This window comes from Streptomyces sp. M41 (assembly GCF_043673425.1).
Taxonomy (GTDB): domain Bacteria; phylum Actinomycetota; class Actinomycetes; order Streptomycetales; family Streptomycetaceae; genus Streptomyces.
The window spans coordinates 20,443-45,877 of record NZ_JBIMKE010000033.1 but is presented as its reverse complement, the minus strand read 5'-3'; the positions used below and the strand labels follow the sequence as shown (position 1 = coordinate 45,877).

Sequence of the window (25,435 nt, the reverse complement as noted above, 5' to 3'; positions counted from 1 at the left end):
GACCGGGGCCGTCAAGGGGGGGGCGGACGTCAGCCGACGCCGGTCAGCTCCTGCGGCTCGGCCTGCGCGGCGGCATGCGCGTCCATCCGCTCGGCGGCGAGGATCGCGGCAGCCGTGTCCGCCCGGGACGCGGCCACGACCAGCGCCCGCCCGGCAAGGGCATGGGCCCGCTCATGCAGGGCCGCGGGATTCGCCTGGCCGCCGGAGGCCGCCGAGCGGGCCGGCTTGCGTCCTTCCCGCAGCCGGGCCACCTGCTCGGCGAGCCGTTCGGCCGCGAGGTCCAGGTCGGGCGAGGGGGCCGTCGCGCGCAGCTCGTCCGTGACGGCGAGCAGCGCGGCGAGGTGGCCGGCGAGCTGGATGTCCAGCTCCTCCTCGCGCGAGCGGTGGGGGAAGTCGGTGGTGCTGCCGGCCATCGTGCTGTGGACCGACTTGGTTCGGATCGGTTCGTACATGGGGATGGCCTCCTGTGCGCTGACAGGAAGCCATCCTAGCTTAGATTTCGTCTAAAGTTGAGTCGTTCACAAGATGGGGGCCGTCCGCCTACGCAGGGTCACGGCTGGCCGTAGCCCTCCAGGAACCGCCCGATCCGCCCGACCGCGTCCCGCAGGTCCGTGACCGTCGGCAGGGTGACCACACGGAAGTGATCCGGCTCGGGCCAGTTGAAGCCCGTGCCCTGGACGACCATGATCTTCTCGCGCCGCAGCAGATCCAGGACCAGCTGCCGATCGTCCTTGATCTTGAACACCTTGGGGTCGAGCCGCGGGAAAAGATACAGCGCCCCCTTCGGCCGTACGCAGCTCACACCCGGGATCTGGGTCAGCAGCTCGTACGCGACATCCAGCTGCTCCTTCAGCCGCCCCCCGGGCAGCACCAGGTCCTGGATCGACTGCCGCCCGCTCAGCGCGGCGACGACCCCGTGCTGACCTGGCATGTTCGCGCACAGCCGCATGTTGGCGAGGATGGTGAGGCCCTCGATGTAGGAGTCGGCGTGGGCGCGCGGGCCCGAGATCGACATCCAGCCCACCCGGTACCCGGCGACCCGGTACGCCTTCGACATGCCGTTGAAGGTGAGCGTGAGCAGATCGGGGGCGACGGCGGCGGTCGGGGTGTGCGTGGCGCCGTCGTAGAGGATCTTGTCGTAGATCTCGTCGGAGCAGACGAGGAGGTTGTGCCGGCGGGCGATGTCCGTCAGCCCCCGGAGCATGGCCTCGTCGTACACGGCCCCCGTCGGGTTGTTGGGGTTGATGATGACGATGGCCTTGGTGCGGTCGGTGACCTTGCGCTCGACGTCCGCGAGGTCGGGCATCCAGTCGGACTGCTCGTCGCAGCGGTAGTGCACGGCGGTGCCGCCGGACAGCGACACGGCGGCGGTCCACAGCGGATAGTCCGGGGCCGGGACCAGCACCTCGTCCCCGTCGTCCAGCAGCCCCTGCATCGCCATGACGATCAGCTCGGAGACGCCGTTGCCGATGAAGACGTGCTCGACGTCGGTCTCGATGCCGAGGGTCTGGTTGTGCATGACGACGGCCCGGCGTGCGGCGAGCAGCCCCTTGGCGTCGCCGTATCCATGCGCCGTGGACACATTCCGGAGGACGTCCTCCAGGATCTCGGGCGGACACTCGAAGCCGAACGCCGCCGGGTTGCCGGTGTTCAGCTTGAGGATCCGATGCCCCGCCGACTCGAGCCGCATCGCCTCCTCGAGCACCGGGCCCCGGATCTCGTAACAGACGTTGGCGAGCTTGGTCGACTGGATCACCTGCATGTCAGGAGCTTACGGCCGCGTAACGTCCGATGGGTGGTGTTTTCCACCACGTGAGACACACCGTTCGCCGCGCCCCACCCGCCCTCCCGCCCCACGCCGGGCCACCGCGTGGGCGGCACACCGGGACACGGATGTGCACGGGGGTGCGGCCGGACGGGTAACCACCCCGGCCGCCACCGGCCCCGCCCGGGTGCTGCCGCTCAGGGCGTCAGGCGCTTGATGACCGCCCTGACGCCATCGGCCTTGGCGACCTGGACCGTGAACCCGGCACCGTCGGGGGCGGCCGAGTGGGGAAGGCGGCCCGGTGGCCCTGCGCGTTCCCCACTGCCACGGTGAGGGCACCGTCCGGGAGAGAGGCGAGCGAGCTCCTGCCGGTGGTTGAGCGAAGAGGGGTCATACCCCGCATCCGACGGCGAACACGTCGCCAACCCGCGCTTCCTCGACGCAATGGCCGACGAACTTGCCGAAGCGCAGCGGCACCTCGCGACATTCCCCAAGCGGTCCCGGCAGCGCACCAAGCGCCACCGTGCCGCCGCACGGAAGGCCGCCAAGCTGCGTGCACGGCGTGCGGGTTCGCGGCGAACGCGGACCACGTCGGCGCGACGAACGTCCTCAGCAGGTGGGCCGGGCCGGTCCGCTGCGACGCGGCCCAGCCACCGACGCAGGAAGCCCGCGCGTCTACGCGTGGGTGGAGTCACTGTGACGATCCGCCCCCTCCCGTGAACGTCCTGCGCCCACCCCCCCAAACCCCCCGCCGCCACTGATAGGGAAAGCCCTACGGGCCCAACCGGTCAGTAGTCGACTCCTTGTCGGCACCCCCCTCCTGAGTGACAATGCGCATGACAAAAGTGCGGGTGGCCGGAGGTTCTTCGGTCACCCTCCTCGTATGAGGGGACCCCCACATGAGAAAACCTCTCGGCGCCGCCCTCCTCGCCCTGGCGATAGCCGGGGCCGGTGCCGTCCCCGCGGTCGCGGCTCCCGTGGACCCGGCCGCCGATTCGGCCGCGTCCTTCGGCAAGAGCGTGGACACGGGCTCGGTCACGTCGGTGGTCAACGACACCGTCGCCGCCACCGCGGACACGCTCGGCCAGGTCCTGAACCGCAAGGTCCGGGCCGTCAACTTCGCGGGAACCGTCTCGCTCAGCAACTGCTCCGGCTCGGTCGTCCGCTTCCCGGACTCCGAGGACAACGACCCGGCGCTGGTGATGTCCAACGGTCACTGTCTGGAGACCGGTATGCCGGGTCCCGGTCAGGTCGTCGTCGACCGGGCCTCCAGCCGGACCTTCGGTCTGCTCAACGCCTCCGGGAATCGGGTCGGTACCCTGCGTGCCAGCAAGATCGCCTACGGCACGATGACCGACACGGACGTGGCGATCTATCAGCTCACCACGACGTACGCGCAGATCAAGCGCTCGTACAACATCAACGCCCTGACCGTGGCCGACACCCACCCCGTCGCCGGCACGGCCATCACCGTCGCCTCCGGATACTGGAAGCGGCTGTACAACTGCAACATCGACGGGTTCGCCCACCGCCTCAAGGAAGGCGACTGGACCTTCAAGGACTCCGTCCGCTACACCTCCGCCTGCAACACCATCGGCGGAACCTCCGGCTCCCCGGTCATCGACCAGGCCACCAACAAGGTGGTCGCCGTCAACAACACCGGCAACGAGGACGGCCAGCGCTGCACGGTCAACAACCCGTGCGAGGTCGACGAGAACGGCGAGGTCACCGTCCGCCAGGGCATCAACTACGCCCAGCAGACGTACCAGATCCCCGCCTGCTTCGGCATCGACAACAAGCTCGACCTGAGCGCCGCCGGCTGCGTGCTTCCCAAGCCTTAGCCGGCGAACAGCAGCAGCCGCTACGCGGTTCTGCGGATCGCCCGTCCCGCCAGCACGTCCGTGCGGCGGCCGTCCTCGATGACGAAACGGCCGTCGATCAGCACGTGCGGGATGCCCGTCGGTAGCGTGCGCGGCTCCTCGAACGTGGAGCCCGCCGCTACCGTCTCGGGGTCGAACAGCACCAGGTCCGCCCGATGGCCCTCGCGGACCAGCCCGCGGTCCGGCAGTCGCAACCGGGCCGCCGGCCGCCCGGTCAGATGGGCCACGCACTCCTCCAGGGACAGCACTCCCGACTCCCGTACGTACCGGCCGAGATAGTGCGGGAACGTGCCGTACGCCCGCGAATGCGGTTTCTCGCCCTGGAGGATGCCGTCCGAGCCGCCCGTGTGGACACGGTGCCGCATGATCGTCCGTACGTTCTCCTCGTGGCCGACGTGCTGGAGGATCGTCGAGCCCAGCCGGTCGGCGAGCAGCAGCCGGCGAGCGGTCACCCAGGGGGCCTCGCCGCGGGCGTCCGCGGACTGCTGGACCGTACGGCCGACGTAGTCCCCGAGCCCCGGCTCGCTCACCCCCGAGATCTCGATGGTCTCCCACTCGACGGGCACGCCGTGACAGCCGTCCGCGCCGATGACCTCCATGTGGTGGCGGATGCGTTCGGCCGACTCGTCGTCCGCCAGCCGGGCCAGGACCGCCTCTGGGCCGCCCTCGCTCGCCCAACTCGGCAGCAACGCCACGAGGGTGGTGCAGCCGGGGGTGTAGGGGTAGGTGTCGAGGCTGATGTCGGCGCCCGACGCCAGCGCCCCGTCGAGCAGGGACAGCAGCTGCGGGGCCCGGCCCTTGTTCACGCCGAAGTTCATCGTGGCGTGGGCCAGGTGCAGCGCGCAGCCCGCCTCCCGGGTCAGGGCCACCATCTCCTCGTACGCCTCCAGGGCGCCGGCCCCGTAGGAGCGGTGGTGCGGGCAGTAGTAGCCGCCGTACGACGCCACCACCCGGCACAGCTCGGTCAGTTCGGCGTCCTCGGCGTACATGCCGGGCGTGTACGTCAGCCCGGACGACATGCCGACCGCGCCCTGCTCCATGCCCTCCGCGACCAGCCGCCGCATCCGCTCCAGCTCGTCCGGCGTCGCTTTCCGGTCCTCCCAGCCGACGACGAGGGCGCGGACCGTCCCCTGGGGGATCAGATACGCCGCGTTGACCGCGATGCCCCGGTCGAGGCGGTCCAGGTACTCGCCGACGGTCCGCCAGTCGAAGTCGATGTCGTCCCCGGAGCCGTTCCAGCCGGTGATGGCGCGGCGGACCTCGGCGAGGGTGCGGTCGTCGACGGGGGCGTACGAGAGCCCGTCCTGGCCGATGACTTCGAGGGTCACGCCTTGCGCGGCCTTCGCGCTGTGGTCGGGGTCCCTCAGCAGCGCGAGGTCGCTGTGGGCGTGCATGTCGATGAAGCCGGGGGAGAGGACGAGCCCCTCCGCGTCCAGCTCCCGCCGCGCCCTCGGCCGCTGGCAGCCGGCCGCGGCGGCCTCCTGGACGATCGACACGATCCGGCCGCCGTCCACGACGACGTCGGCGCGGTAGGAGGGGTCACCACTGCCGTCCACGACCTCGGCGTCCCGGATGACGAGTTCTTCCACGACCGCCAACCCCTCTAGAAGAACGTGCGGATGTATTCGACGACCGTCCCGTCCGCCTCCGCGACCGGGATCAGCTGCCACTTGTCGAACGACGTGCACGGATGCGACAGCCCCATGCCGAGCCAGTCCCCGACCTCCAGATCCGCCTCACCGGACGTCGCCAGCCACGCGTGCTGGTCGGAGAGCGCGGTCACCTCGATGCCGGTCGCCGGCCGCTCGGCGCCGTCCCGGCGGACCACATGGGCGAACGGCAGATCGAGGTCGTACGCCGCGTCCCGCTTGCCCGCGTTGACGAAAGCCTGGTCGGCGGTGGGGCGGGAGACGACCTGGGCCCAGAGGCGGAAGGCGGGTTCGAGAGCGCCCTCCTGCGGGACCCGGTTGAAGGGGGTCAGCTTGCGGTAGTGGCCGTCGTCGTGCGAGACGTACGCGCCCGAGCGCAGCAACTTCAGTACGGGCACGGAGAGTTCGGGGATCTCCGCGAACACGTCGGCCACCGCGTCGAACCAGGCGCTGCCGCCCGCGCTGACGACGATCTCGTCCAGCCCCGCGAACCGCCCCGCCTTGTCGAAGTCGGCGGCCAGCGCCACCAGGCGGCGCAGCCAGGCGTGCACCCGCTCGGGGGTCGCTTGCGGCACCTCGCCCTCGTAGCCCGCGACACCGACCAGCCGCAGCGCGGACACGGCGGCCACCGCGTCCGCGACCGCCGCGCACTCCTCCTCCGTACGGACACCGGTACGGGCGCCCTCACCGGCCGCCAGTTCGACGACGACGTCCACGGGGCGGGTCGCCCCGGCGTCGCGCAGCGCCGCGTCCATCAGCTCCACGCCGCGCACGGAGTCGACGTAGCAGACGAGCCGGAAGGAGGGGTCGGCGGCGAGCTCGGCCGCGATCCAGTGCAGCGCCGCGGTGTCCACGAGCTCGTTGGCGAGGAAGACCCGCTCGATGCCGTACGCCCGCGCCACCCGCACCTGGTGCGGCACGGCGAGCGTGATGCCCCACGCGCCGTGCTCGATCTGCCGCTGGAACAGCTGCGGTGCCATCGAGGTCTTGCCGTGCGGGGCGAAGGCCAGGCCGTGGCGGGTGGCGTACGTCTCCATGAGGTCGAGGTTGTGCTCCAGCCGCTCGGCGGAGAGCGCGAGGACCGGGGTGGCGAAGCCGCCGGTGAAGAGATTGCGGCGCTGGGCGGCCAGCTCGGCGACGGTCAGTCCGTCGGCGTCCGGGGGGAGGCCCTTGAAGCGGTGGTCGACGCGTTCCTCGGCCAGACGGACGAGCGCCTCGTTGCGCATGGAACCTCCCTGATCTGGGGTGTTGCAGAGCTTGCAACTCCCATTGCGTATTTCGCTTACCGCTGTCTAACATCTCGGCCAATCGCGGGTCAACGGAATGGCCGGCCACCCGCACAAGACCTGGAGCTACGACGATCGTGACCCTCACCGGACCCTGCAATGCCCCCGACGTCGTGGACGTCGTCGCGCTCGGCGAGTCCATGGTCACGTTCCTGCCGTCGCGGCCGGGACGCCTCGCCGATGTGCCGTCGTTCGAGCGGGGGATCGGGGGCGCCGAGTCCAACGTCGCCTGCGGGCTCGCCGCCGCGGGGCACTCTGCGCGCTGGGTCAGCCGGGTCGGGGCCGACGGGTTCGGCGACCACCTGGTGGCGGCCGTCGGGGCCTACGGCGTCGATGTGTCGTCCGTGGAAAGGGATGCCGGGCGTCCGACCGGCGTGTACTTCCGCACCGCGGGGGACCGGGCGACGCGCGGGCACGAGGTGGCGTACTACCGGGCGGGTTCCGCGGCGTCGGCGATGTCTGTGACGAACGTCGACGCGAAGGCGGTGCGCTCGGGGCGGGTGCTGCATCTTTCGGGAATCACCGCGGCGTTGTCGCAGGGGTGCCTGGAGCTGATGCGGGAACTGACGGCTCCGCGTGCGGGGCGTCCCCTCGTGTCGTTCGACGTGAATCACCGGTCGGGGCTGTGGCGGGCCGCCGAGGGGCCCCGGGTGCTGCTGGAGTTGGCGCGAGGCGCCGATGTCGTGTTCGTGGGGGAGGACGAGGCGGAGGAGGCGTGGGGGATCGCCGGAGGACCGGAGGCGGTGCGCGCGGCGCTGCCGGAGCCGGGGGTGCTGGTCGTGAAGCAGGGCTCCGTGGGGGCTACGGCGTTCGTGTCCGCCGAGGGTGGGGGTGGGGGTGTGCCGGTCGCGCGGTCCTCCGCGCCAGTTGGGCCGTCCGACGACCGCCGGCCGCAGGTAGCGGGTTCCACGCAGCCCGAGGGCCGTCCCACGCAGCCTGCGGCCCGTCCCGCACAGCCCGCGGGCAGTCGTGCCGCCGGGCCGATGCCGACGGGCGCAGGCGGCACCCCGCAAGCGCGGGCGAGTGACACCCGCCCCCGCCCAGCCGGAGCCGCGGGCACCTTCGTTCCCGCCCTGACCGTGGAGGTCGTGGCAACCGTCGGCGCCGGTGACGCCTTCGCCGCCGGGTTCCTGTCCGCCACCCTGCGCGGACTGCCCGTCCGGGACCGGCTGCGGCACGGTCACCTCTGGGCCGCCGCCACCCTCACCGCCCCCGGCGACCTGGCCCCGCCGCCCGCCCGCGACACCGCCGACCGCCTCGCCGCCCTGGACGACGCCGGGTGGGAGAGACTGCGACTCGGCCCCGGCTGGACGCAAGCCGCTGAGCGGGCCGACGAGGAGGTACGTACACCATGAGCCAGACCGTCGACCGGGCGCTCAGCATCCTGCCGCTGCTCGCCGAGGGCCCCGCCGACCTCGGCCAGGTCGCCGACCGCCTCGGCGTCCACAAGTCCACCGCGCTGCGGCTGCTGCGCACCCTGCACGAGCACGGCATGGTCTACCGCCAGTCCGACCAGCGCTACCGCCTCGGCGCCCGGCTCATCGCCCTCGCCCAGGAGGCGATGGAGAACCTCGACATCCGCGAGATCGCCCACCCCCACCTCGTACGGCTGAACGAGCAGTGCGGACACACCGTGCACCTCGCCGTGTACGAGGAGGACGAGGTGCTGTACATCGACAAGGTCGAGAGCAGATACCCGGTGCGGATGTACTCGCGGATCGGCAAGCCCGTCGCCATCACCGTCGCCGCCGTGGCGAAGCTGCTGCTCGCCGATCTGCCCGAACACGAGCGCCGGGCCCTCGCCGACAAGCTCGACTACCCCATGTACACGGCCCGTTCCACCCCCAACGCTCCCGCATTCCTGCGCGAGTTGGACAAGGTGCGCGAACAGGGCTGGGCCACCGACCTCGGTGGCCACGAGGAGTCCATCAACTGCGTCGCCGCACCGATCCGCGGTGCGGACGGCCGCGTCGTCGCCGCGATGTCGGTCTCCGCGCCGAATGTCGTCGTCACCGCCGATGAACTCCTCACCCTGCTCCCGCTGGTGCGCCGCGCGGCGGACGGCATCAGCGGCGAGTACTCCGGCAGGACCGCAACGAAGGGCACCGCATGACCGAGAAGATCGCTCTCACCCCGAAGACCCACACCACCCCGCCCGCCAAGTTCTCGCACGGCGTGAAGAAGGGGAACATCCTCCAGGTCGCCGGGCAGGTCGGTTTCCTCCCCGCGGTCGAGGGGCAGCCCCCGACGCCCGCCGGCCCTACCTTGCGCGAGCAGACCCTCCAGACCCTCGCCAACGTCAAGGCGATCCTGGAGGAGGGCGGCGCCTCCTGGGACGACGTGATGATGATCCGCGTCTATCTGACGGACGTCGCCCACTTCGCCGAGATGAACGAGATCTACAACACCTACTTCGAGGAGCAGGGGCTCACCCAGCCGCCCGCCGCGCGCACGACGGTGTACGTCGGCCTGCCCGCGGGCCTGCTCATCGAGGTCGACGCGCTGGCCGTACTCGGCTGACGCCGACGCAACTCCCGTACCCCGTGCACGGCATGGTGTCCAGCTCCCCTCGGGACGCCATGCCGCGATTCCCCCTGCCCGAAAGCAGTATGTACTTACCCCGAGGACCCCCAATTGTCCCCCCAATTGTCCCCAACGTCCTTCCCGTTCGCCGCATCGGCCCCCGCCGAGACCCCACCCCACACCGGCGGCCTGCTCATCCTCCTCGACGGTACGGCCGGACTGCTCACGGTCGCCGCCATCGGGATCGCCCTCCTGCTCTTCCTGATCATCAAGGTGCGGCTCCAGCCCTTCGTAGCCCTCCTCGCGGTCTCCATAGCCGTCGGCCTGATGGCCGGTCTGTCGGTCACCGAACTCTTCGGCACCGTCCAGCGGTCGGACGCGGTGTCGACCATCGAGTCCGGCATGGGCGGCATCCTCGGCCATGTCGCGATCATCATCGGGCTCGGCACCATGCTCGGCGCGATCCTCGAAGTGAGCGGCGGCGCCGAAGTGCTGGCGTCCCGGCTGCTCAACCTCTTCGGCGAGCGCCGAGCACCGCTGGCCATGGGCCTGACCGGCCTGATCTTCGGTATCCCGGTCTTCTTCGACGTCGGCATCTTCGTCCTCGCACCGCTCGTGTACGCCGCCGCCAAGCGTTCCGGCAAGTCCGTCCTGCTGTACTGTCTGCCGCTGCTGGCCGGCCTGTCGATGACCCACGCCTTCCTGCCGCCGCACCCCGGCCCGGTCGCCGCGGCCGGTCTGCTCCACGTCCAGCTGGGCTGGGTCATCCTGATGGGCATCCTCTGCGGCATTCCGGCGGTGCTGGCCGCGTGGGCGTTCTCCGCGTGGATCGGGCGGCGCATCTTCGTGCCGGTGCCGCAGGACATGGTCGAGGCGGCGGCCGAGGCGAAGCAGGCGGTCATCGACGAGCAACGGGCGTCGGGGGTCGAGCCCCAGGAGCAGCCCGTGCCGCTGGGCACGGTGCTCGGCATCATCGGCACGCCGCTGCTGCTGATCCTCGCGGCGACCTTCTCCTCCATCGCCCTCGACCCCTCCACGCTGCGCTCGGTGATCGAGTTCTTCGGCCACCCCTTCGTGGCCCTGACGATCGCCCTGCTTCTTGCGTACTACCTCCTCGGCATCCGCCGCGGCTGGTCCCGCAAGTCCCTGGAGACGGTCTCGACATCGTCGCTCAAGCCCGTCGGCAACATCCTTCTCGTCGTCGGCGCGGGCGGGGTGTTCGGCGCCGTCCTCAAGGGCAGCGGCGTCGCCCAGGCGCTCTCCGACACCTTCAACGACGTCGGCCTCCCGGTCATCGTCCTGTCCTACCTGATCTCGCTGGTGCTGCGAGTGGCACAGGGCTCGGCGACGGTCGCCATCGTCACCACGGCAGGCATCGTCGCCCCGCTGCTCACCAAGGGCGACCACTCCCAGCCCTTCGTCGCCCTGGTCATCATGGCCATCTCGGCCGGCTCGATCTTCGCCTCGCACGTCAACGACGGCGGCTTCTGGATCGTCGCCAAGTACTTCGGCATCACCGAACGGGACACGCTGAAGACGTGGACGGTCCTGGAGAGCGTCCTGTCGGTCGCGGGGTTCGTGGTGGCGGCGGCGTTGAGCCTGGTCGTCTGAATCTTCGTGTAACGATGCGGGGGCTGGTTGTGCGGGACACAGGGTCGTCGACCATACTGCTCCGCTGTGGAGCAGCGCATAGGTTCAGGCAGCCAGCCCCTGGAAGGTGCCGGGTTCGATCCGGCCTTCATCCCCGGGCTCACCTCGCCCGCGTCCGCCGGGCCGGAGGTCGCGAAGAAGAAGCTCGACGACGCCGAGAAGGAGGGCTCCGAGGAGACGGTCCTGGAGGCCGCCGAGGAGCTCGACGACGAGGCTGAGGGGGCCGAGGAGGCCGAGGAGGCCGAGGAGGAAGCCGACGACGAGGTCCCCGTCGACGGGCCCGTCTTCGAGGCCGCCGACCGGCGGGCCCGGATCGTCGCCGACCACAGAGGCGTCCGGCTGGCGCTGGACGACCAGGAGTGCGAGTTCCGCTGGGACGAGATCGGCGCCGTCGAGACCGAGGCCCCGCGCTTCGGCAAGCGCTTCACCGTCACCGTGCACACTCCTGACCGCCGCTGGTACCCGATCGAGATCGAGGCGGCGGCCAGGAGCCTCTTCAAGGAGTGGGACGAGCAGCTGGACGCGGTCCTCGACGCCTACTTCGAGGACGGTGCCGACGGCGGCGACGACACTTCCGACGACACGGCCGACGTCACGGACACCGGCGCAGCGGACGCCGAGAAGACCGACGCGAAGTAACTAGCTGCAGTACTGGGCTTCCTTGCCGATGGAGCGGTACATACAGTCTGCGTTCTCCAGCAGTTGGAGCACCGCGTCCCGGTTCCGGGACGTCTCCCGCTCGATCACCTCGTCGGGCGGGTAGAAGCCCCCGCCCCCGGACCTCGGGTACATCTCGAAGGTGTACCCGAAGATCTTCTGGTCGCCCCACAGCCAGTCGTCGATCGACCCGTCGGTGATGTACAGGTCGCTGGACTGCTCCGGCGTGTACCCGTTGCTGGCGGCCATCTTGCGCCCGACGGCCGCGAAGGCGTTCCGGTCGTCGGCGGTCATCCCGGTGGCGGTGTCGGAGTAGGTGTATCCGAACGGCCACAGCACCAGTTCGCTGTACGTGTGGAAGTCGATCCCGGCCTTGATCTGCTGCACGCCGCCCACGACCCGGCTGCGTACGAAGTCGGAGACCACCTTCACCTCGGGCGCCGACTCGGGGGCCTTGCCCCGGTACGTATCCGAGGACGTCGATCCGGACGAGCCGCCGCAGCAGCCCCACTTGTAGTTCCAGTTCCGGTTGAGGTCGGTCCCGACGTACGACGAACCGGAGTTGGGCTGCCGGTTCTTGCGCCACGACCGGTAGGAGCCGGTGGCGATGTCGTACTCGCCGCCGTCCGGGTTGAGGTCGGGCACGATCCAGATCTCGCGGTTGTTCACCATGCCGGTGACCCGTGAGTCGCTGCCGTAGTCGGAGGTCAGCTCGCGCAGCAGGTACAGCGCCATCTCGACCGTGAGGTGCTCACGGGCGTGCTGGTGGTGGGTGAACAGGATCTCCGGCTCGGACTCGTCCGTCGCCACGTTGTCGCTGATCTTGATGGCCACGATGTCCCGGCCCTGGTACGACTTCCCGATCACCCGTCGACTCGCGATGGAGGAGTTGGCCGAGACCAGTGAGTTGATCTCGCTCGTCATCTCCGCGTAGTTGTGATAGCGGGAGTCGCCGGACGGGAAGTCGTGCAGCCGGATGTCGTCCTCGCCGGAGGAGCGGTCGGGGACCGCGCCGAGCGGGGTGACGTCGTAGCCGAGGCCGCGCAGCTTCTTGATCTGGTCGGCGCGGCCGGAGACGACGACGCCATGGGAGTGGACCTCGTCCACGGTCACACCCGTGCGCTGAAGTGCGGTGCGGTCCTTGGCGTTCGAGTGCAGGTGCACCTCGTACTGGCGGACGTCGTCGGTGGCGGCGGACGCCTTGGTGGCGCTGTCGGCGCTCGCGGGGGCGTTCGTGGAGAGGGGAGCCGCGAGGGCGAGGGCGAGCAGGGCGGCGAACGCGGCGGTGCGTCTGCCGTTGCGGCGGCCCGAGCCGCGGATGCGAAGTCGCATGAATTCTCCTTGTGGGGAGTGGGGGGTGGGGTTCAGTGCGACGTACTGCGTGATGCGGTTGCGGCGCTCATCGTGCGGCGGTGGCATGGACAGGTCAAGGGTGACACGGTGATTGATGCCTTGAACCATCCGAAATTCAGCCGCGCAGTGTACGCGCGCATGCCTGGCGCCGAGCGGACCCGGGCGAAGTGCACCCAGGCGTGTGACCCGGATGTGCGGGCCGGCGCGCGGCCGGGTGAGGGTGAGGGTCCGCGCAAGGGGACAGTGGGAGCGGCGGGAGCGGCGGGAGTGGCGGGGAGCCGGCGCCCCTTCCGACTCCCCCGCCTCCCCGTTCCCCAGCGACAGCACCCCCAGAGGAACGGCTGTTCATGGGCGGATCAGCGCCACGACTGGACACCAGCGGATCAGCGCCACCACGGCGCCATCCGCCGCCGGTCGAGACGCCCGGCTTCGTCGCCCGGCTTCGTCGACCGGTTGCCTCGACCAACTTCGTCGCCCGGCTTCGTCGACCGGCCGGCCCGGCGAACTCACCACCGGTCGCGGGCGGTTGGCCAGGACCAGGCTCGTCACCCACACAGGCCCCGCGACATCGGCAGGACGATCCCGCATCGCCGCCCCCGCATCGCCCGCACCGTGGACCTGCCGGCCCACGCCACCACGAAGAGGGGCGCCCACAGCCGTCCAGGCCGTCCTGCTGGGCGCCGCGGACCGAGCCCGAGCCGGCATCGACCGCGACCGCCCGGGGCCGGCGACCCGCAACCCGCACCGCGAGCCCGACGAGACACTCATCCGCGAGGCCCCGCGCGACCCCGAATCCCAGCGCGCCCACCCACATCGAACGCAGCCACGACAAGCTCGGCTTCGGCAACCGCGGCCGGATCGCGGCCTGGACGGCAGCCCGGCGCGGAGCCCCACAGCCGTCGAGCCGCTGCCGCCACCCACCGCCCCCCGTCGACTCCTACCGAGGAGACTCCAACCCCATGACCAGCCCCGGCCCATCCGCCCCGCCCCGAACCCCCTTCGACCACCGCATGGCCGTCTTCGCCGGGCAGGACGAGTTCCTCGCCGCCGCCCTGCCCTTCCTCTCGGAGGCGCTCGGAGCCCCCGCCGGGCCCCCGCCCGTGGTCATCGCCGCACCCGGCAACCTGGACCTGCTGCGGGCCGCCCTCGGCGGTGACGCCAAGGACGTCTCCCTCGTCCCGCACACCGAGTGGTACACCGGGTCCGCCGCCAACGCGATCGCGCGGGGCGCCGGTCATCTCGCCGCCCACGCCACGCCCGGCGGCCGTATCCATCTGCTCATGGAGCCGGTCTGGGGCGGCCGTGCCGGGCGCTCCCCGCGGGAGACCGCCGAGTGGATCCGCTACGAGGCGCTGGCCAACCTGCTGTTCGCCCCGCTCGCGACGACCGTCCTGTGTGCCTACGACGCCTTCGTCGCCGGCCCCGCGATCGTCGCCGCCGCCCGCCGCGCCCACCCCGACACCGGTGTGTACGAAGACCCGGTCCGGCTCGCCGCCGAGCTGGACGCCGTACCGCTGCCACCGCGCCCGGCCGACGCCGAGCAGCTGCCCGGTCCGGCGCCCGACGCCGAGACCGTGCGGAGCTGGGCGAGCGCGCGGGGGCTGCCCGGCGCCGACGCGGAGTTGTTCGCGACGGCCGTCGTCGAGGCGGCCCGGGACCTCGGCCCGCTGGACGGCGCCCTGCTGTGGGGCGAGGCCCCGGCGTGCGTCTGCGAACTGCGCGCCCCGCGCCGCGTCGACGACCCCCTCGCCGGGTTCGCACCTCCACCGAGGACGGGACCCGAACCCGGTCAGGGGCTGTGGTTCGCCCGGCAGGTGTGCGCGTACGTCGACATCCGCGACGAGGGGGAGCGCGCGAGCGTACGGCTTCAGTACGGGTAGGGGGCTGGAACCTCGGCATTGGGACAATCCCTTCGGATGACCCCACTCGTCTGAACAGAGGGAATTGCAGGGATGACCAGCGAATGCCGTGACCAGGTCCAACCGCACCTCCGGCCCGGCGAGAGGCTCCTCGCGATCTGCGAGTGCGAGACGGCTCCCGGCGTGCCGGAGCGGCCGGTCTGGCTACGGCAGCCGCCCCAGGAGTCGGAGCTGGAGCGTCGGCTGAAGTCCCGCCTTCCCCGGGCGGTGCAGCGGTTTCTGCGCCCGAGCCAGCCGCAGACCGTCACAGGGTTCGAGCGGACGATGGAAGGCGCTCAGCAGTCGACGGAGGATGCCGTTGCACGCGCCGTGCACGGCAGGGGCATGCACGGGGGGTGGGAGAGCCAGGCCGGGCAATTCCTGGTGGCGCACTACAGCGCGGCACGGCTGCCCGCCACGACGCTGGCGGTCGCCTTCACCGACCACCGGGTGCTCGCGCTGGCCGACCGCGCCAAGCTGTGGCAGACGGGTCGGGCATACGAGCTCCAGTGGGAGGGGCCGCGGGCCGGCGTGCGCGGGGTCCGAACCAACCGCAAGGGTGTGTTGCAACGCGGCCGGTTCGAGCTCATGTTCGCGGACGGGTCGTGGATCGCCCTGGTGGCGTTGGAGCCCACGCATGCGGAACCCTTCGCCGCGGCGTCAGCCTTGTGACGGCCGACGCGCGGTGCGAGTAGGGGGCTGCCGGGACAGGTGGTTCAGGTGGGACCGCGCAGGCCCCCTTGTCGGTTTCGGTTCTTTCCGCTTTCTTGATCTGCATGGCGGACACCACGGGAAACACAGCAGCACCATCGGCCGGTGAGGCGGACTCCCGGCCCCGCAAGTCCAGTTGGCGCTACATCGGACCCGGCATCGTCGTCGCCGCGACCGGCGTCGGCGCCGGCGACCTCGTCGCCACGCTCATCGCGGGCAGCAACTTCGGCTACACCCTCCTCTGGGCCGCCGTCATCGGCTGTCTGGTCAAGATCTCCCTCGCCGAGGCTGCGGGCCGCTGGCATCTGTCCACCGGCCGCACCCTCTTCGAGGGCTGGGCGAGCCTCGGTCGCTGGACCACGTACTTCTTCGCGGTCTACGTCGTGATCTGGGGCTTCGTCTACGGGGCCGCCGCGATGTCGTCGAGCGGGCTGCCCCTTCAGGCGCTGTTCCCGGACGTGATGGACCTCGAATGGTGGGGCGTGGCCTGCGGCCTGGTCGGCCTGGTCTTCGTCTGGTTCAACAAGTACGCCGTCTTCGAGAAGGTCATGACGGTCCTCGTCGGCGTGATGTTCGTGGTCACGGTGTATCTGGCGGTCCGCGTCACCCCGAACCTCCCGGACGCGTTCGCGGGGCTGCTGCCCGTCCTGCCCGACGAGAAGGACTCGATCCTCAACACCCTCGGCCTGATCGGAGGCGTCGGCGGCACCATCACCCTTGCCGCGTACGGCTACTGGGTCAACGCCAAGGGATGGACGAACACCGGCTGGATGAAGGTCATGCGGCTGGACAACCGGGTCGCGTACGCCACGACCGGCGTCTTCGTCATCGCCATGCTGTTCGTCGGCGCCGAACTGCTGCACTCCGCGAACATCGCCATCGCGAGCGGCGACAAGGGCCTGATCCAGCTGGGCGACATCCTGGCGGACGAGTACGGCACCGCGACCGCGAAGTTCTTCCTGATCGGCTTCTTCGCCACCTCCTTCACCTCGCTGATCGGCGTCTGGCACGGCGTCAGCCTGATGTTCGCCGACTTCGTGGCCCGCTACCGCGAGCGCGGCGAGCTGAAGGGCGAGGAGGTCGCCTCGGGTGAGCGCGAGCGCTCCTGGCCCTTCCGGGCCTACCTGCTCTGGCTGACCTTCCCGCCCATCGTCCTGCTCTTCCAGGGCGAACCCTTCCGCCTGATCATCGTCTACGGCGTCCTGGGCGCGGCCTTCATGCCCTTCCTCGCCGGCACCCTGATGTGGCTCCTGAACTCCTCGCGCACACCCAGGGAATGGCGCAACGGTCGGGTCAGCAACGTGATGCTGACGATCGCGGGCCTGCTGTTCCTGGTGCTGTGCGTGAAGCAGATCTGGGACCAGCCGTGGTCGGAGTTCTTCTAGCGGTACCGGTCCCACTCCCCTGTGCTGTGCTGTGCGGGCTCGGTGAGGTCCCGACTTCACTGATGCGGCGAGGCAGGGAGAATGTGGCACCGCAGCCACCAGAAGTTCCCAGCGAGTACGAGGATCCAGGACGCCACCCATGACCGAGCAGCCGCCCCCACCCGGTCCGGGCTTCGGCCCACCCCCACCGCAGTACGCGCCACAGCCAGGACCCGCACAGCCGTCCCCGTACGCCCCCGCACCGCCCCCGTACTCCGCCGCACCGCCCTCGTCGCCCCCGCACCGCACGCGTACGCACCGGGGCAGCCCGCGTACGCACCCGTGCCGCCCCAGCCGGCGCCGGTCGGCCCGGACTTCCTGGCCGTCGGCAAACGCAACGCTGTCGTCGTCGACGCCTCCGGTGTCGCCCTGGAGATGTCCGGCTTCACGATCGAGTTCCGCTGGCCCGAGATCCGCAGCGTCCACCACCAGGTGAGCCCCGACGGCAAGGCCCTGATGGTGGCGGTGATCCACCTGGACGGCCGGCTCTTCGAGTGCGTGGTGGAGGCCAAGCCCCGGGCACGGCTTCAGGAGTGGATCCCTCAGCTGTCCTGGGTGCTCGGCCACTACCGTCCGGCGGGGTGAGACGGAGCGCCTGCTACGGCAGCCCGTGCACGTGCGGCCCCACCGCGTTCGACCACGCGTTGCCCGCGGTGGCGTCCCAGTTCGTCGACCAGGTCATCGCGCCCCGCAGGTCGGGATAGGTCCGCGAGGGCTTGAAGGACCCACAGCCGGTCCCCTTCGTCAGACAGTCCAGGGCGTTGTTCACGATCGACGGTGAGACGTACCCGCTGCCCGCGCCCCGGGTCGAAGCCGGCAGTCCCAGCCCCACCTGCGACGGGGCCAGACCGCCCTCCAGCTGGATGCAGGCCAGGGCGGTCAGGAAGTCCACCGAACCCTGGCTGTAGACCTTGCCGTCACAGCCGAGCATCGAACCGCTGTTGTAGTACTGCATGTTGACGACCGTGAGGATGTCCTTGATGTTCAAGGCCGTCTGGAAGTACGAGTTCGACGTCGACTGCATGTCGATGGTCTGCGGAGCCATCGTGATGATCAGCGACGAGCCGGCCTTGCCCGACAGCGACCGCAGCGCCTGTGTCATATAGGTGGCGTTGAGGCCGTTCTCCAGGTCGATGTCGACGCCGTCGAAGCCGTACGTCTGCATCAGGGAGTGGACGGAGTTCGCGAAGTTCGTCGCCGAGGCGGCGTCGTTCACGCTCACCGTTCCGCGCTCGCCGCCCACCGAGATGATGACCTTCTTCCCGGCGGCCTGCTTCGCCCTGATGTCCGCCTTGAACTGGTCGACGGTGTAGCCGCCCAGCCCGGCCGAGTCCAGGTTGAAGGTCACCGCGCCCGGCGTCGAGGTCGCGTCCGCGAAGGCGACGGCGATGATGTCGTACTGGGACTGGACGTCGGCGAGCTTCTGGACGGTGGCGCCGTTGTCGAAGTTCTGCCAGTAGCCGGTCACCGCGTGCTTGGGCAGGGCGGGACCGGGGCCGGTCGGCTTGTTGGTGGTCCCCGTCACCGGCGCCGACTTCGGTGACTCACCGGCCGCGTTGGTCGCGGTGACCTGGAAGGAGTACGACGTCGAGGCCGCGAGCCCGGTCACGGTCGCCGAGGTGCCGGTCACCGCGGTCACCTTCGTGCCGTTGCGGTAGACGTGGTAACCGGTCGCGCCCGAGACGGTGTTCCAGGCCAGGGAGACGGACGAGGAGGTCGTGCCCGACACCGAGAGGCCGCCCGGCGCGCCGGGGACCGTGGGGGAGGGGTCGGTGCCCCCGCCGCCGTCGGGGCCGTACACCGATACGTCGTCGGCGTAGTAGGCCGCCTGTCCGTACCAGCCGTGCGTGTACACCGTCACCGAGGTCGTCGAGGACCCCGTGGTGAAGGTGGTCGACAGCTGCTTCCAGGCCGCCGAGTCCGGAGTCCAGGTCGACACGTCCGTGGTGCCCGTGCCCGTCACGCCCAGATAGCTGTAACCGCCCTGAACCCAGGCGCTCAGCGTGTACGTCGAGTCGGGGCGGACGGCCACCGTCTGGGCGCACCGGGCGTTGTCCTGCCCGGCCGGTGTCGCCTTCAGCGCGGCGGAGCCGCCGTGCACCGGGGAGGAGACCGTCGTCCCGCTGCTCGCGGAACAGGTCCAGTTGCTCAGGCCCGACTCGAAGCCGGCGTTCCTGGCGTTGTTCAGGTCCGCCGCGGAAGCGTGCGCCGCGGGGAGGAAGGCGAGCGCGAGGGCCGCGGTGGCCACTCCCGCCCACGCACGGGTCGGCCCGGAGGACCGCCGAAATCTGCTGCGTATGGACATGACAATAACTTGGTCCAGACCAATTCAACTGTCAAGGGATTCAACCTTGGAGAAGCGGTGTGCGCAACCTGCCCCGTTTTGGCGGGAGTTGTACGAGGCGAGTTCCTTCCTGGCTGCGGAATCGCTGTTCTCCGGCCATCGAGCCGTGGATACAGTGCTCCCATAGTCACGCAATGAAGTCATCTCGGTGCACCGGAGTAACTCCGGTCACCGGACCGGGCGGGAACGGGGAGCTGCGCGTGCCAACTGCCATTGCCGTGACCAGTGCCGACATGGCACTGCCGGCACATGACGAGCGAACCGTGCCCGCCGTCGTCCTCGGCGACCTCGGCCGGGAGCCACTGGAGCTGTCGCTGGCGGACCTCCAGACGCTGACCGAACAGCACGGCCATGTGGTCGTCGTCTGCTCCCAGGCCGCCCCGCGTGCGGTGGTGCAGCGGCTGCGCACCGTACGGTCCCTGCTGGAGAGCGACCGGATCGCCCTGTTCAGCCCCGCACTGCCCCCGCTCGGACTCGCCGTACTCGCCCGCCAGCTGCGGCAGCTCGCCTCCTGCGACCTCAGCCCCGGCATCCTCGCCTCGGCCGGCCGGCTGCTCACCCACTACATCCACGCCGGTGCGCTCCTCGGCTCGGTCGCCAAGCTGGACCGGGTCCCCGTCGACCTCAAGTCGCACGCCAAGTCCTGGGTGCCCGGCAGCCAGTTCGGCGTCCTCGCCCACCCGACGCCGCACCTGGTCAAGATGGGCCCCGGCGCCACCCTCCCCGGCCCGGAGTTCGGCACCGCGATGCTGGTGGCGCGGGGGCAGCTCCAGTCCGACTGGGTCACCTCCACGCTGGTCCCGTCCTGGCGAGCGCAGGGCCTGCGCGAGGCGGCGCTGCCCGCCGAGTCGGCCACCTGGTGGGGGACGCCCAAGCTGATCGAGTTCTGCGCCTATCTGCCCGACCTCTCGGTGCTCTACCAACTCGTCACCTCGGTACGGCAGAACTCCTGTCACTGGTGCGGCATCGACGTCATCGGCGACCGCTGCGTCTTCTGCTGCGCCGTCCCGCCCGTCCACGAGCAACCCGCCCGCGCGGGCTGACGACCGGACCCCGTCCGCGCGGGCCGACCGGACCCCGGCCACCCGAGGCCGCCGCCCGAGGCCCCCGCCCCGACCGACCGCTCCCGACCGATTCCCCCAATGAGGTTGTACGGTTCATGAACTCCCGTCAGCGCCGCGGCGTGGTACTCCTGCTCCTGTCGGTCGTCTGCGCCCTCGGTGCCTTCGCAGGCGTCCTCTCCGTCATCAGCGACGTGAAGTCCAAGGTCGGTCCCGAGGTCACCGCCTACCGGGTCAAGTCGAGCGTGGCCCCCTACACACAGCTCAGCCCGGGCCAGTTCGAGAAGATCGAGATGCCCGAGCGGTGGATGTCGCGGAACGCGGTCACCGACCTCCGGGAGATCCAGGGCAAGATCGCCGTCACGACCCTGCGCGAGGGCTCCCTGCTCCAGAGCGACATGATCGTCGACCAGCCCGCCCTGCGGACCGGCGAGCAGGAGGTCGCCATCATGATCGACGCGGCGACCGGCGTGGCGGGCAAGATCACCCCGGGTTCGACGGTCAACGTCTACGCCACCTTCGAGGGGAAACGCGACGGCGACCCCGACCAGTCCAAGCTCATCGTGGAGAACGCCAGGGTCATCGACGTGGGTGAGCTCACCGCCCTCGAGCCGGACGCCGACGACCGCGACCGCGAGCCCACCGACGCCGTCCCGATCACCTTCGCCCTGAAGACCGTCGACGCCCAGCGCATCACCTACGCCGAGTCGTTCGCCCAGGAGGTCCGGCTCGCCCTGGTGGCACCCGGAGCCGACTCCGACGTCGCCGCCACGGACCGCACCTACGAACTCGCCAAGGACAAGTGAGAGGCCCGCATGCCCACGAGGATCCTTCCTGCCGTCGGCGACGCGGACGCGGTCCGGTCCCTCACGACGCTGCTCAGCCAGCTCCCCGACGCCGAGCCGGTGGCCCCGGTGACCGACTCCACCCAGCTCGTCGACACCCTCGCGCGCCTCGCCGCCGAGTCCGTCGACGAACTGCCCGAGGTCGTCGTCGTCCACGAACGCATCGGCCCCGTCCCGGCCCTGGAACTCATCCGCGAGGTCGCCCTGCGCTTCCCCGCGGTCGGCGTCATCCTCGTCACCTCCGACGCCGGCCCCGGCCTCTTCCAGGCCGCCATGGACTACGGCGCCCGCGGCCTGGTCGCCCTGCCGCTGAGCTACGAGGAACTGGCGAGCCGGGTCAACGCGGTCGCCCAGTGGTCGGTGGGAGTGCGCCGCCATCTCGGGGCGGGCGGCGACGTGTTCAGCGGCGCCGGGGGCACGGTGGTCACGGTGAGCGGCGCCAAAGGAGGCGTCGGGGCGACCCTCGCCGCCATCCAACTCGCCCTCGCCGCCCAGGCGTCGGGCCGCAGCACCGCCCTGCTCGACATGGACCTCCAGACCGGGGACGTCGCCGCCTACCTCGACATCCAGTTCCGGCGCTCGGTCGTCGACCTCGCCGCCATCAACGACATCTCGCCGCGCGTCCTGGCCGACGCGGTGTTCCGCCACGACACCGGGGTCGCCCTGCTCCTCGCCCCCGGCGACGGCGAGCGCGGCGAGGAGGTCACCGACCGCGCCGCCCGCCACATCGTCGGCGCCCTGCGCTCCCGCTACGAGGTCGTCGTCGTCGACTGCGGCGCCCAGCTGACCGGCGCGAGCGCGACGGCCGTGGAGATGGCCGACACCGCGCTCCTCGTCACCACCCCGGACGTGGTCGCGGTCCGCGGCGCCAAACGCACCGTACGGATGTGGGACCGCCTCCAGATCCGCAAGGCGGAGGAGACCACGATCGTCGTCAACCGCCACTCGCGCGGTACGGAGATCCAGCCCGCCCTCATCCAGAAGATCACCGGCACCGGTATCGCCGCCACCGCGATCCCCGCCAACTTCAAGGAACTCCAGGGCCCCATCGACGCCGGACGCGTGCACGAACTGGACAGCAAGGGCGCCATCCGCCAGGCCCTGTGGGCCCTCGCCGGCGAGCTGGGCCTCCTCAAGGGCACCGAGCCCACCACCCGGCGCACCACCAGGACCCGCGCCGGAGACCGTGCGGCGGCACTGACGTTCCGGCGGCGGAGGGAGTTGGGGCGGTGAGAGTGCGGGTGCGGGTGAAGGCGAGGGTGTGGGCGCGGGTCAGGGGGCGGGGCGGCTCGGGCCGGGCCGGGGGCGGCGGCAGCCGTGGCCGGGGTGACCAGGGGCAGGTCACCGTCGAGTTCCTCGGGATGACACCGCTGATCATCCTCACGCTGGTGCTGCTGTGGCAGTGCGTGCTGCTCGGCTACACCTTCTCGCTGGCCGCGAACGCCGCGGACGAGGCGGCGCGGGCCGGGGCCGTGTCCGAGGGGCAGGCGGGCTGCGAGGAGGCCGCGCTGCGACACCTGCCGGGCGCTTGGGAGGGGGGCGCGAGCGTGGACTGCGGTGCGAGCGGCGGGTATGCCACCGCGGACGTGCGTCTGGAGGTGCCCGTCCTCTTCCCCGGCGCGATCGGCTTCCCGTTCACCGTCGACGGGCACGCCGGGGCCGTTCAGGAGGAGAGGGAGGACTGAGATGTCGTACGACGTGAAAGTCCGGGACCGCGGCCAAGTGGCCATCGAGTACCTCGGGTTCATCCCGATCCTCGTCCTCGTGGCCATGGCGGGCATCCAGCTCGGCCTCATCGCCTACGCCGCCCAGCAGGCCGGCACCGCGGCCCGGGCGGGAGCGCGCGCCGCCTCGCTCGAACCCGGTGCCGCCCAGGAGGGCTGCCGGAACGCCGTCAGCGACTGGCTGTCCGTCGCCTGCGAGCCGGCCGAAGGCGGCGACGAGGTCACCGTCACCGCCGTCGTCGAGATCCCGTCGATCGTCCCAGGCTGGGACTTCGACCCCGCCCGGAAGACCGCGACCATGCCGCTCGACCACTGAACGAGGATCCACATGAGCCTGAGGTCACGCATCAACACCCCCGAGGAGCCCGGCAGCCGGGGCGAGGACGGCCATCTGGTCGCCTCGTACCGTGCCAAGCTCCTGGAGGAGATCGACCTCGCCGAGATGAGCTCGCTCGCGGCGGCCGAGCGCAGAGCCCGTCTGGAGCGGGTCCTCGGGCACATCATCAGCCGTGAGGGCCCGGTGCTGTCCACGGTCGAGCGCGCACAACTGATCCGGCGCGTGGTCGACGAGGCACTCGGCCTCGGCATCCTCGAACCCCTCCTCGAGGACGCCTCGATCACCGAGATCATGGTCAACGGCCCCGACGCCATCTTCGTCGAACGAGCGGGCCGCGTCGAGCAGTTGCCGCTCCGCTTCCCCTCCCACGACCAGCTGATGCAGACGATCGAGCGCATCGTCTCCACGGTGAACCGGCGCGTGGACGAGTCCAACCCGATGGTGGACGCCCGTCTGCCGTCCGGCGAGCGCGTGAACGTCATCATCCCGCCGCTGTCCCTGACCGGCGCGACACTGACGATCCGCCGCTTCCCGCGCTCCTTCACCCTGCACGAGATGACCGGCCTCGGCTCGCTCGACGAGCCCATGGTGTACCTGCTGGCCGGCCTGGTGCAGGCGAAGTTCAACATCATCGTCTCGGGCGCGACGGGCACGGGGAAGACGACGCTCCTCAACGCCCTGTCGGGCCTGATCCCGGCGACCGAGCGCATCATCACCATCGAGGACTCGGCCGAACTCCAGCTCCAGCAGTCCCATGTGATCCGCCTGGAGTCCCGCCCGCCCAACGTCGAGGGCAAGGGCCGCGTCACCATCCGCGACCTGGTCCGCAACTCCCTGCGGATGCGCCCCGACCGGATCGTCGTCGGTGAGGTCCGCGGCGGAGAGTCCCTGGACATGCTCCAGGCGATGTCGACCGGCCACGACGGCTCCCTCGCCACCGTGCACGCCAACAGCACCGAGGACGCCCTGATGCGGCTCAAGACCCTCGCGTCCATGTCCGAGGTGTCGGTCCCCTTCGAGGCGCTGCACGACCAGATCAACAGCGCGGTGGACGTGATCATCCAGCTGACCCGCTTCCCGGACGGCGCCCGCAGGATCACCGAGATCGCGATCCTGGACAGCCACGGGGCGGAGCCGTACCGCGTCGCGACCGCCGCCCGCTTCCGGGCCCAGCCCATGACGCCGGACGGCCGCGTGCACGGCGCCTTCGAGTACTTCCCGCTCCCGCGCCGCACCGCGGACCGCCTCTACATGGCGAGCCAGCCGATACCCCAGGCCTTCGGCGTCGCCCAGTCACCGCTCGAACTCGCCACCCGAGAAGCCAGGTAGGACCCGCCCATGGACCTCCAGACCCGCATCACGCTCACCACCGGAATCGCCCTGCTGACCTGTGCCCTCGCCGTGCTCGGCGTCCACGCCTACGCCTCCGGCCGGGCCCGGCGCCAAGCCCTGGTCGACCGGCTGACGGCCACCGGCCAGCTCACCGGCGCCGACGGCCGACGCCGCCGCTTCGCCGACCTGGACCGCCGACTGCGCCGTACGAGAGCGGGCAAGCAGCTCGAAGTACGGCTCGCGGCGACGGGACTGGACGTCACGCCGGGGGAGTTCCTCGTCTACATGCTGGCGACGGTGGCCGGACTGTGGCTGATCGGCCAGGCCGCCCTGGCGCCCTTCTTCGGCCCGATCGCGGGCCTGCTGGGCGGGTGGGCGGCGATCCAGTTCCTCAACTGGCAACGCCAGAAGCGCATCGAGCGGTTCATCAACCAACTCCCCGAACTGGCCCGCATCCTGGCCAACGCGGCGCACGCGGGCCTCGCCCTGCGCACCGCCATCGGCCTTGCGGCGGAGGAACTGGAGGCCCCCGCGGGCGAGGAACTGGCCAAGGTCTCCAACCAGCTGGCACTGGGCGCCTCGATGGACGACGCCCTCGGCGAACTCGCCGAACGCCTGCCGTCCCGCGAACTGGTCGTCCTCGTGACGACCCTGGTCCTGTCCAACCGGGCCGGCGGCCAGGTGGTGAGCGCCCTGCGGAACCTGACCGAGACGCTGGAGGAGCGCAAGGAGACTCGACGCGAGGTCCGCACACAGCTCTCCCAGGTGAACATGACGTCGTACGCCGTGCCCGTGCTGGGCATCGGGTCCCTGTTCCTCATGAACGGCGTGAAGGACGGCGCCCTCGACCGCATGACGGGCTCACCGCTCGGCCAGGGGGCGGTACTGATCGCGTTCGGCCTGTACGCCGTCGGCTTCATCATGATCCGCCGCCTGTCACGGATCGACGTCTGAGATGCGAAGGCTGCGAGGTCCGCGAGGTCCGCGAGGTCCGCG

General features: G+C 70.8%; 23 protein-coding genes. 17 read left to right on the top strand and 6 right to left on the bottom strand.

Annotation, left to right across the window (positions count from 1 at the left end):
- Nucleotides 1-29: 29 nt before the first annotated feature.
- A complete protein-coding gene (locus ACHBTE_RS30325; protein ID WP_394727888.1) occupies nt 30-452 on the bottom strand; it encodes a hypothetical protein in 423 nt (140 codons plus the stop codon).
- 98 nt (nt 453-550) lie between these two features.
- Nucleotides 551-1,762, bottom strand: coding sequence for a pyridoxal phosphate-dependent aminotransferase (locus ACHBTE_RS30320; protein WP_394727886.1), 1,212 nt, complete (start codon nt 1,760-1,762; stop codon nt 551-553).
- A 902-nt stretch (nt 1,763-2,664) separates the two neighbouring features.
- Here ACHBTE_RS30320 and ACHBTE_RS30315 point away from each other — a divergent pair.
- Nucleotides 2,665-3,606 carry a serine protease gene (locus ACHBTE_RS30315; protein WP_394727884.1) on the top strand — a complete coding sequence of 314 codons (942 nt, stop codon included), beginning with the start codon at nt 2,665-2,667 and terminating at the stop codon, nt 3,604-3,606.
- A gap of 20 nt (nt 3,607-3,626) precedes the next feature.
- On the opposite strand, the gene ACHBTE_RS30310 is transcribed toward ACHBTE_RS30315, so the two are convergent.
- Together ACHBTE_RS30310 and ACHBTE_RS30305 are read right to left on the bottom strand one after the other, a co-directional pair.
- Nucleotides 3,627-5,234, bottom strand: a complete 1,608-nt coding sequence (locus tag ACHBTE_RS30310) for an amidohydrolase family protein (RefSeq protein WP_394727882.1) — start codon at nt 5,232-5,234, stop codon at nt 3,627-3,629.
- Nucleotides 5,235-5,248: 14 nt separating this feature from the next.
- Entirely contained in the window at nt 5,249-6,520 is a 1,272-nt protein-coding gene (locus tag ACHBTE_RS30305; protein ID WP_394727880.1) for an amino acid deaminase, read from the bottom strand.
- A 137-nt stretch (nt 6,521-6,657) separates the two neighbouring features.
- On the opposite strand from ACHBTE_RS30305, the gene ACHBTE_RS30300 reads away from it, so the two are divergent.
- The 5 genes from ACHBTE_RS30300 (at nt 6,658) to ACHBTE_RS30280 (ending at nt 11,392) form a co-directional block, all read left to right on the top strand.
- Nucleotides 6,658-7,935 (top strand): PfkB family carbohydrate kinase, encoded by a 1,278-nt coding sequence (locus ACHBTE_RS30300; RefSeq protein WP_394727878.1) that lies wholly within the window; start codon nt 6,658-6,660, stop codon nt 7,933-7,935.
- Nucleotides 7,932-8,693 (top strand): IclR family transcriptional regulator, encoded by a 762-nt coding sequence (locus ACHBTE_RS30295; protein ID WP_394727876.1) that lies wholly within the window; start codon nt 7,932-7,934, stop codon nt 8,691-8,693. The genes ACHBTE_RS30300 and ACHBTE_RS30295 overlap by 4 nt, the downstream gene beginning before the upstream one ends.
- Entirely contained in the window at nt 8,690-9,100 is a 411-nt protein-coding gene (locus tag ACHBTE_RS30290; protein WP_394727874.1) for a RidA family protein, read from the top strand. Before ACHBTE_RS30295 ends, ACHBTE_RS30290 begins: the two co-directional genes overlap by 4 nt.
- Before the next feature lie 126 nt (nt 9,101-9,226).
- A complete protein-coding gene (locus ACHBTE_RS30285) occupies nt 9,227-10,714 on the top strand; it encodes a GntP family permease (protein WP_394727872.1) in 1,488 nt (495 codons plus the stop codon).
- Between the two features lie 66 nt (nt 10,715-10,780).
- A complete protein-coding gene (locus ACHBTE_RS30280; RefSeq protein ID WP_394727870.1) occupies nt 10,781-11,392 on the top strand; it encodes a hypothetical protein in 612 nt (203 codons plus the stop codon).
- Here the strand turns inward: ACHBTE_RS30280 and ACHBTE_RS30275 are convergent, their stop codons facing one another.
- A complete protein-coding gene (locus ACHBTE_RS30275) occupies nt 11,393-12,742 on the bottom strand; it encodes a M14 family metallopeptidase (protein WP_394727868.1) in 1,350 nt (449 codons plus the stop codon).
- Between the two features lie 980 nt (nt 12,743-13,722).
- Here ACHBTE_RS30275 and ACHBTE_RS30270 point away from each other — a divergent pair.
- The 4 genes from ACHBTE_RS30270 to ACHBTE_RS30255 all read left to right on the top strand — a co-directional run bounded on the left by ACHBTE_RS30270 (nt 13,723) and on the right by ACHBTE_RS30255 (nt 17,381).
- A complete protein-coding gene (locus ACHBTE_RS30270; RefSeq protein ID WP_394727866.1) occupies nt 13,723-14,643 on the top strand; it encodes an anti-sigma factor RsbA family regulatory protein in 921 nt (306 codons plus the stop codon).
- 72 nt (nt 14,644-14,715) lie between these two features.
- Nucleotides 14,716-15,333 carry a hypothetical protein gene (locus ACHBTE_RS30265; RefSeq protein ID WP_394727864.1) on the top strand — a complete coding sequence of 206 codons (618 nt, stop codon included), beginning with the start codon at nt 14,716-14,718 and terminating at the stop codon, nt 15,331-15,333.
- A gap of 104 nt (nt 15,334-15,437) precedes the next feature.
- Entirely contained in the window at nt 15,438-16,757 is a 1,320-nt protein-coding gene (locus tag ACHBTE_RS30260; RefSeq protein WP_394727862.1) for an Nramp family divalent metal transporter, read from the top strand.
- A gap of 81 nt (nt 16,758-16,838) precedes the next feature.
- Entirely contained in the window at nt 16,839-17,381 is a 543-nt protein-coding gene (locus tag ACHBTE_RS30255) for a hypothetical protein (protein ID WP_394727860.1), read from the top strand.
- A 13-nt stretch (nt 17,382-17,394) separates the two neighbouring features.
- On the opposite strand, the gene ACHBTE_RS30250 is transcribed toward ACHBTE_RS30255, so the two are convergent.
- Nucleotides 17,395-19,101 (bottom strand): chitinase, encoded by a 1,707-nt coding sequence (locus ACHBTE_RS30250; RefSeq protein ID WP_394727858.1) that lies wholly within the window; start codon nt 19,099-19,101, stop codon nt 17,395-17,397.
- A 272-nt stretch (nt 19,102-19,373) separates the two neighbouring features.
- On the opposite strand from ACHBTE_RS30250, the gene ACHBTE_RS30245 reads away from it, so the two are divergent.
- The 7 genes from ACHBTE_RS30245 (at nt 19,374) to ACHBTE_RS30215 (ending at nt 25,393) form a co-directional block, all read left to right on the top strand.
- Complete coding sequence (locus tag ACHBTE_RS30245) at nt 19,374-20,183, top strand: hypothetical protein (protein WP_394727935.1); 810 nt, start codon at nt 19,374-19,376, stop codon at nt 20,181-20,183.
- A gap of 116 nt (nt 20,184-20,299) precedes the next feature.
- A complete protein-coding gene (gene cpaB, locus ACHBTE_RS30240) occupies nt 20,300-21,007 on the top strand; it encodes a Flp pilus assembly protein CpaB (protein WP_394727856.1) in 708 nt (235 codons plus the stop codon).
- Nucleotides 21,008-21,016: 9 nt separating this feature from the next.
- On the top strand, nt 21,017-22,279 hold the full coding sequence (locus tag ACHBTE_RS30235; protein WP_394727854.1) for a CpaE family protein: 1,263 nt from the start codon (nt 21,017-21,019) through the stop codon (nt 22,277-22,279).
- A gap of 128 nt (nt 22,280-22,407) precedes the next feature.
- Nucleotides 22,408-22,731, top strand: coding sequence for a pilus assembly protein (locus tag ACHBTE_RS30230; RefSeq protein WP_394727933.1), 324 nt, complete (start codon nt 22,408-22,410; stop codon nt 22,729-22,731).
- 1 nt (nt 22,732) lies between these two features.
- Nucleotides 22,733-23,086 carry a TadE/TadG family type IV pilus assembly protein gene (locus ACHBTE_RS30225; protein ID WP_394727852.1) on the top strand — a complete coding sequence of 118 codons (354 nt, stop codon included), beginning with the start codon at nt 22,733-22,735 and terminating at the stop codon, nt 23,084-23,086.
- Between the two features lie 12 nt (nt 23,087-23,098).
- Nucleotides 23,099-24,436: a CpaF family protein gene (locus tag ACHBTE_RS30220; protein WP_394727850.1), complete on the top strand. Its 1,338-nt coding sequence runs from the start codon at nt 23,099-23,101 to the stop codon at nt 24,434-24,436.
- Between the two features lie 9 nt (nt 24,437-24,445).
- Entirely contained in the window at nt 24,446-25,393 is a 948-nt protein-coding gene (locus ACHBTE_RS30215) for a type II secretion system F family protein (protein ID WP_394727848.1), read from the top strand.
- The last annotated feature ends 42 nt before the right edge of the window (nt 25,394-25,435 follow it).